The sequence below is a fragment of the Falsiroseomonas sp. RANM36 genome (assembly GCF_056682175.1).
In genome coordinates, this window is the sequence record NZ_JBWXTD010000018.1 from 1 (window position 1) to 5,843 (window position 5,843).

Sequence of the window (5,843 nt, forward strand, 5' to 3'; positions counted from 1 at the left end):
ATTCCAGGCAAGCACGCCCTGCTCCGCCATCGCGGTCACGATGGACGCGGCGCGGTCATGCGCGATGCAGACATTGGCGCCGTGCCGCCCCGGCGCGCGCGGCGGGGGGGGGGCGCCGCCCGCCCGGGGGCCGGGCCCACGACCTCGTACTGCGCGGTGGGCAGCTGCACGGTCACGGCGACCATCCTCGCCGCATCCGGGCCGGCATTCGCGGCGCGGATGGTGTGCGCGACCTCCGTCGCGTCCGGCACGGCGGCGGGATCGGACAGGAAGGCGACGGAAAGGTCCGCGACATCCGCGCCGGCAACGGGCTCGGTGCGATAGGGCGTCACACGCAGCTCGCCATCCGGCTCGCGCACGACGATGTAGAGAAAGAGATCGCCGGCCGGCGCGTCCGCCAGCTGCCACGTCACGCCTTCGAGCAGTTGCGCTGCATCGAGGCCGCCGGCGACGAACGCCCCGTCGTAGCCGTCCGTGTCGGTGTCGGCGAAGATGTCGAAGGCCGCGCCGTCGTCGGCACCCGCCACGCTCGCGCGCAGCAGCAGCGCCGGCGTGGGCTCGTCGAGCCGGCTGACCTCGACCCATGTGACCTCCAGCGGGTTGGCCGCGGTCTGGCCGCTGTAGGTCACGGCGCCGAGGCCGGCTGCGTCCACGACCTCGATGTCCCAGACGCCGGCGACCGGCGAGAACACCGCCACCGTCTTGGCGAACTCGTTGGTGAGGTCCGCGACGACCGTGATGCCGTTCGCCGCGAACTGGGCCTCGGTGTAGGTGGCCAGGACGGGGCCCCCGACCACCGCCTTGTAGGTGACGAGGACCGCGACCGACCCGGCCTGCTCGTTCTCCCATTGCGCGGTCATGGTGATGTAGTCGAGCCCGTCCTCGACCTGCCAGCTGCCGACGGCGGGCAGTGCGCGGCCGCCCGTGAACACCTCCATCTCGCCGTCGAGCGAGACCTGGAACCCACCGAGCTGCGCGCGGCCCTGACCGATGGTGACCGCGGTGGTGACCGCGACGTAGTCGTTGCGGCTGTCCCCGTCGAAGCTGACGATGGCGAAGAACTGCGCGTCGCCGATGGCGCCCGACAGCGGACCGAGCGTGGCGGCCTTCGGCATCGTCACGATGCCGGTGCCGCTGGCAGCGATGAAGCTGGTATGCGCGGAGCCGCTGGGCACGTTGGGATCGAGCGCGCCGTTCGGGATCAGGTCGGCCTTCAGCTTGCCGGTGCCGGTCAGCAGCGTGCCGAAGTTGAAGCTGCCCTGCGCGTCGATGGCGCCCGAGTAGAAATCCACGAAGGGCTTGCCCGGCACGTTGGAAAGCGTGGCGGAAAAGAAGCCCGGCGTCAGCATGAAGAACTTCGCCGAGCCATCCAGCGTGAAGGCGCCGGTGGTGCGGGAGACCTGCGCTGTGCCGGTCAGCTCCAGGTTCAGCAGGCTGCCTTCGACCGGCTTGCCCTTCTCGAAGCCCAGCCAGTTGTTGATCGGCGTGAAGGTGTAGGTGCCGCCGTAGTCGAAGCCGATCTTGCCCTGCAGCACGAAGGGCGACTGGCTGGGATTCGCCGTGGTGCCGCTGGACAGGCCCTTCGCCGCCATGTCGATGGTGCGCAGCGCCAGCCCTGGCACCTGCGGGATCGGGATGCGCACCGAGGAGGAGAGCCCGATCTCGTCCAGAGCGAGTTCGGGCTCGATGATGACCTTGATGCTGCCGCCGATATAGGCAGGGTCCGTGAGCGTGCCGCCGAGGCGCCCGAAGGGCAGCGCCATCTTCAGCCCGCCGCCCACGGTCACGCTGGTGTCGAGCACGGCGAGCGACAGGCTCAGGTCCTTGATGCCGAAGCCGCCTCCGAGCTTCACGTCGGGGAAGGCGATCGAGCCCGAGCCGGTCAGCACCAGCCCCTGAACGGGATCGTCGCGCAGCTTCAGGAAGTTGGCGTTGGGCATGTTGGCGTTGCCGAGGTCGAGCGTCAGCGCGGTGAAGCCGCGGCGGTCGCGGGCGTCGATCTCCGGCGTGAGATGCGGCTTGAGGAACTCGTTGAAGAAGCCGTCTTCCAGCGTCAGCGTGCCTTCGAATTTCAGTGCGCGTTCGGCGCTGATGCTGCTGATCGCGACGCCCTTGGTGGTCAGCGTCAGGTCGCTGAAGGGCAGCTTCAGCGCCTTGGCGTCCGGCAGCACGATCCGGCCGCCGGCCAGCTCCGCGCCGGTGTCGGTGATGCGGATGCCTTCCGCGCCGAGGGCGGGGAAGGTCAGGGCGCCGAAGGCGTCGGGCAGGGTGAAGTCGCCGGACAGGACGATGCCGTCCGGGTCCAGACGCACCGTCTTCGCCTTCAACTCGGTGCCGATGAAGGTGTAGTCGTCGGCGAGCGTGTCGAGCGTGTCCGTCACGGCGCCGCCGCCGCCGGCTGCGAGCAGCGTGAAGTTGCCCGCGAAGAGCGGCTTCGTCGCCAGCAGCGGATCGCCGCCGAGACCGAGCCTCGCGAAGGTGGTGCCGCCGATGATTTCCAGCCGGTCCTCGAAGGCGCGGATGGTGCCGTTCAGCACCTGCAGCATGATCGGCGCGCCGTCGTTGCGGCCGATGGTGAAGGTGCCGGTCGCCTCGGAATATCCGGTGTTCTCGATTTCCTGAAACTCGACGCCATCCACGACGAAGGGGTCGGGCACGGTGGTCTTGCGCGCGATGCGCAGCGTCCCGGTGGTGCTGAGCTGGTCTGTCGTGTCCTCGAAAGTGTAGCTCAGCACCGTGTCGCGGAACCCCTGCGCGCCGGGCGTGTAGACGATCTTCCCGCCGACCACGGCGGCCGTGCCGTAGCCTGGCGCGACGGTGATGGTCAGCGACGCGGGATCCTTCTCGCCGACCACGACGATGTCGTTGGCCAGCACGTCGAGCGTGATCGGCTCCACCGCCGTGTCGCCGTCGTAGCTGAAGCGGTCGGCGACGGCGACCGGCTTGCCGTCCGAGACGAAGTCGAGGCGGAGGGTCTTCGTGTATTCCAGCCCGCCCTCGTCGGTGGTCTTGACGCCGATGCTGTAGCTGCGCGGCTCGGTCAGCGCGCCGAGCTTCGCGGCATCGGCGACTACCAGCTTGTCGCCGGCGATGGCGAAGAGGTCGTCTGGATTGGCGGTCAGGCTATAGACGGGGATGTTGGTCTCGTCCTCGTCCTCGGTGGTCAGCGTCGCCAGCACCTGGCCCACGCTGAACTCGTCGGCCCGCGTGAGGTCGAGCAGGAAGGCCTGGCGGGAGAGGGCGATGTCGGTCGGCGCCTCGTTCACGTCGAGCACGGCGATGTCGAGGGCGATCTGCTCCGTGCCGCCGCCGACCAGCGAGACGCTGACGACGATGCTGGCGGTGTCGTCGGCCTCGTGGTCGAGTTCGGCGCCTGCAGCGACATAGAGGACGTTGCCGGTGCCGAGGGTGAATTTCGGGCCGTCCGCGCCGCCGATGCTGAAGCCGATCGCCTTGTCCGCCAGGCCGCCGATGGCGCGCAGCGTGCCGATCGCGGTCCCCGCAGCGGCATTCTCCTCGAGGCGGGAGGGCTCCAGCACCAGGCCGAAGATCTCGAAGATCTGGCTCATCGGGTTGTTCAGCGCGTCATAGGCCAGAACCATGACCGTGCCGTCGGGCAGGACGCGTGGGGCGAAGGGGGAGTGCAGCGTGGGGTCGAGCTCGACCGGGTATTCGGCGGTGCTCGGCGATGTCGCGCTGCCGTAGAGCTGCACCGTGACCTGTCCGTCCGGCGTGTGCCGGTAGTACCAGCGCGATGCGAGGAACGCCCCGTAGTCAGGGTCCACGCGGTGCACCACGCCGTAGTGGTCGTCGGCCGTGAAGTCGAACTTGTAGGGCAGCAGCGGCAGCGTCGCGCCGCGCCCGCCCTCGGCATTGTAGATGGCGTAGCCATAGGTCTGGTTGACCAGCACAGGATCGAAGACCGAGGGCCGTGACGGGTTCACCTCGTTCATGATCCAGTTCGAGGTGAAGGTGCCGTCGTGGAGCGCAGTGGTATAGCCGCCGGCGAAGCTCAGGATGTCGTAGGCGGCAGCGCCGAAGCCGGACCACTCGGATTCGGCGATGAAGTACGATGTGTCGGTCGAACGGCTGAGCAGGTTGCCGTCCGCGTCGTAGATGTTGAAGATCGGCGTCATCCGCAGGATGCCGCCGTCCACGTCCTCGAACTGGGCGAAGCGGCCGTGCAGCGCGGCAAATGTGCTGCTGATCACATAGCCGCCGCCGGGCAGCGCATCCACTTCCGCCGCGCCGTCCCAACCGCCGGTGGTGTCCTCGACGCTCTCTGGGTTCACCGTCCGCGTGCCGTCGGGCGCGATCTGCACGCGGAACACGAGCAGGTTCGAGGTGCCGGCCGTGCTGCCGGAGGAATAGCGGTTGATGGCGAAGGCGATCTCGCCGTTGTCGAGCACGTCGGCGCTGACGCCGGTGTAGTTGCGGTTGGCCGTCGGCGACGCGGAGGCGACGACCGTGCCCTCGGCGAAGACGCCGTCGCGGGTGATCGGCTTGTAGAAGAGAGTATCGGTGTTGGTGTCCTGGTTGTTGCGGACGTACCAGAGTCCGACATTGCCGTCCTTGAGGGCGACGAGGCCGTGTTCGGTGAATACGCGGGCGCTGGGCGCCGTGGCCACGACCAGGTCGTTCTGGAGCTGCGTGCCGTCAGCGGCGTAGATGTCGAGCGCCAAGCGGTCCGGCTGGCCTGCGGCGCGCAGCAGCCTCACCTCGGCGAAGCCGCCGCCTTCCAGACCGATCGGCCAGCCTTCGACGATCAGGCCGGTGTCGCGCAGGATGCCCATAGGTGCACTTCTCCAACATCCCGGTTGGCGGACCAGGCTGTTGTGATCCCTCGGCGCCCTATTGGCGCACGGAGAGGCCGTTTGCTCGCCCTTAAGAAAGATTAGGCCTGAAGCGACGCGGCCATGCAATGGGGTGCGGAACGTTCCGCGACACGACACAAGCGGCGAGACCGTCGCCCCTGTAGGGATTTCCGTCGCGATCGGATCGAACGGAAGTTGTATGGATGTCGCTCATCCTGCCGTATGCGGACACAGAGAAGGCCACGCCGACACTCACGCCCCCCACGCAAACCGCAGGAACGTGCGGTTCGGCTCATTGCCATAGCCGACGACGCGGCGCGACCAGGCATCCAGGATCACCGCGACATAGGCGAAGCCGCCCGCGACAGGGACGTAGGTCAGGTCGGCCACCCAGAGCTGGTCAGGCCCATCCGGCGCGGCGTCCTTCGCCAAGTCAGGTAAGATCGGGCCGTCGTGGTCGCTGTCGGTCGTGGCGACGTGCCGCCGGCGGCGTCTCGGCTGCAGGTCATGCTCGCGCATCAGGCGGCGGACCTTCTTGTGGTTCACCACCATGCCCCGTTGCCGAAGCGCGGCCCCAACCCGGCGCCAGCCATAGGCCTCGAACTCGTCGCAGATCGCCACCAGCGCCTCGACCAGGGCGGTGTCGTCGAGCGCGACCGGCGCCGCGTCGTAGAAGGTGGAGCGGGCGATCCCCATCAGCTCGCATCCCCGCGCGAGCGAGATGCCGGCGGGCCGGCGATCGCGGATGTAGGCCCGCTTCTCGGCGACGCTCCGGAGCGCACTGCCCCCTTTAGAAACTCGAACTCCAGAGCCTGCTTGCCGACAAGGCGCTCAAGAGCAGCGATGCGCGCCTCATACGCCTGTATGAGGTCCATCGCCCGGGCATCCTCGTCGAAGGCGCCGTGACCCTGCCCCCTAATTGCCCTCGTTCATGAGCAGAGCCTGTTCTCCATTTGCCCCGATGCGGGGCGGGTTGCAAATGCGGCTGGGGTGAGCCCGTTCAGGCTCGTGTGCGGGCGGGCCGTGTTG

2 protein-coding genes are annotated in these 5,843 nt (G+C 68.4%); both read right to left on the bottom strand.

Features of this window, described 5'->3' with window-relative positions:
• Window positions 1-35: 35 nt before the first annotated feature.
• Window positions 36-4,793 (bottom strand): Ig-like domain-containing protein, encoded by a 4,758-nt coding sequence (locus AC1MIR_RS27480; protein ID WP_480031355.1) that lies wholly within the window; start codon window positions 4,791-4,793, stop codon window positions 36-38.
• Window positions 4,794-5,066: 273 nt separating this feature from the next.
• Window positions 5,067-5,510 (bottom strand): IS3 family transposase, encoded by a 444-nt coding sequence (locus AC1MIR_RS27485; RefSeq protein WP_480031356.1) that lies wholly within the window; start codon window positions 5,508-5,510, stop codon window positions 5,067-5,069.
• Window positions 5,511-5,843 lie beyond the last annotated feature (333 nt).

Coding starts and splice junctions, on each gene's coding strand:
- AC1MIR_RS27480 (WP_480031355.1), bottom strand. CDS start 4,793: ATGGGCATCCTGCGCGACACCGGCCTGATCGTCGAAGGCTGGCCGATC.
- AC1MIR_RS27485 (WP_480031356.1), bottom strand. CDS start 5,510: ATGGGGATCGCCCGCTCCACCTTCTACGACGCGGCGCCGGTCGCGCTC.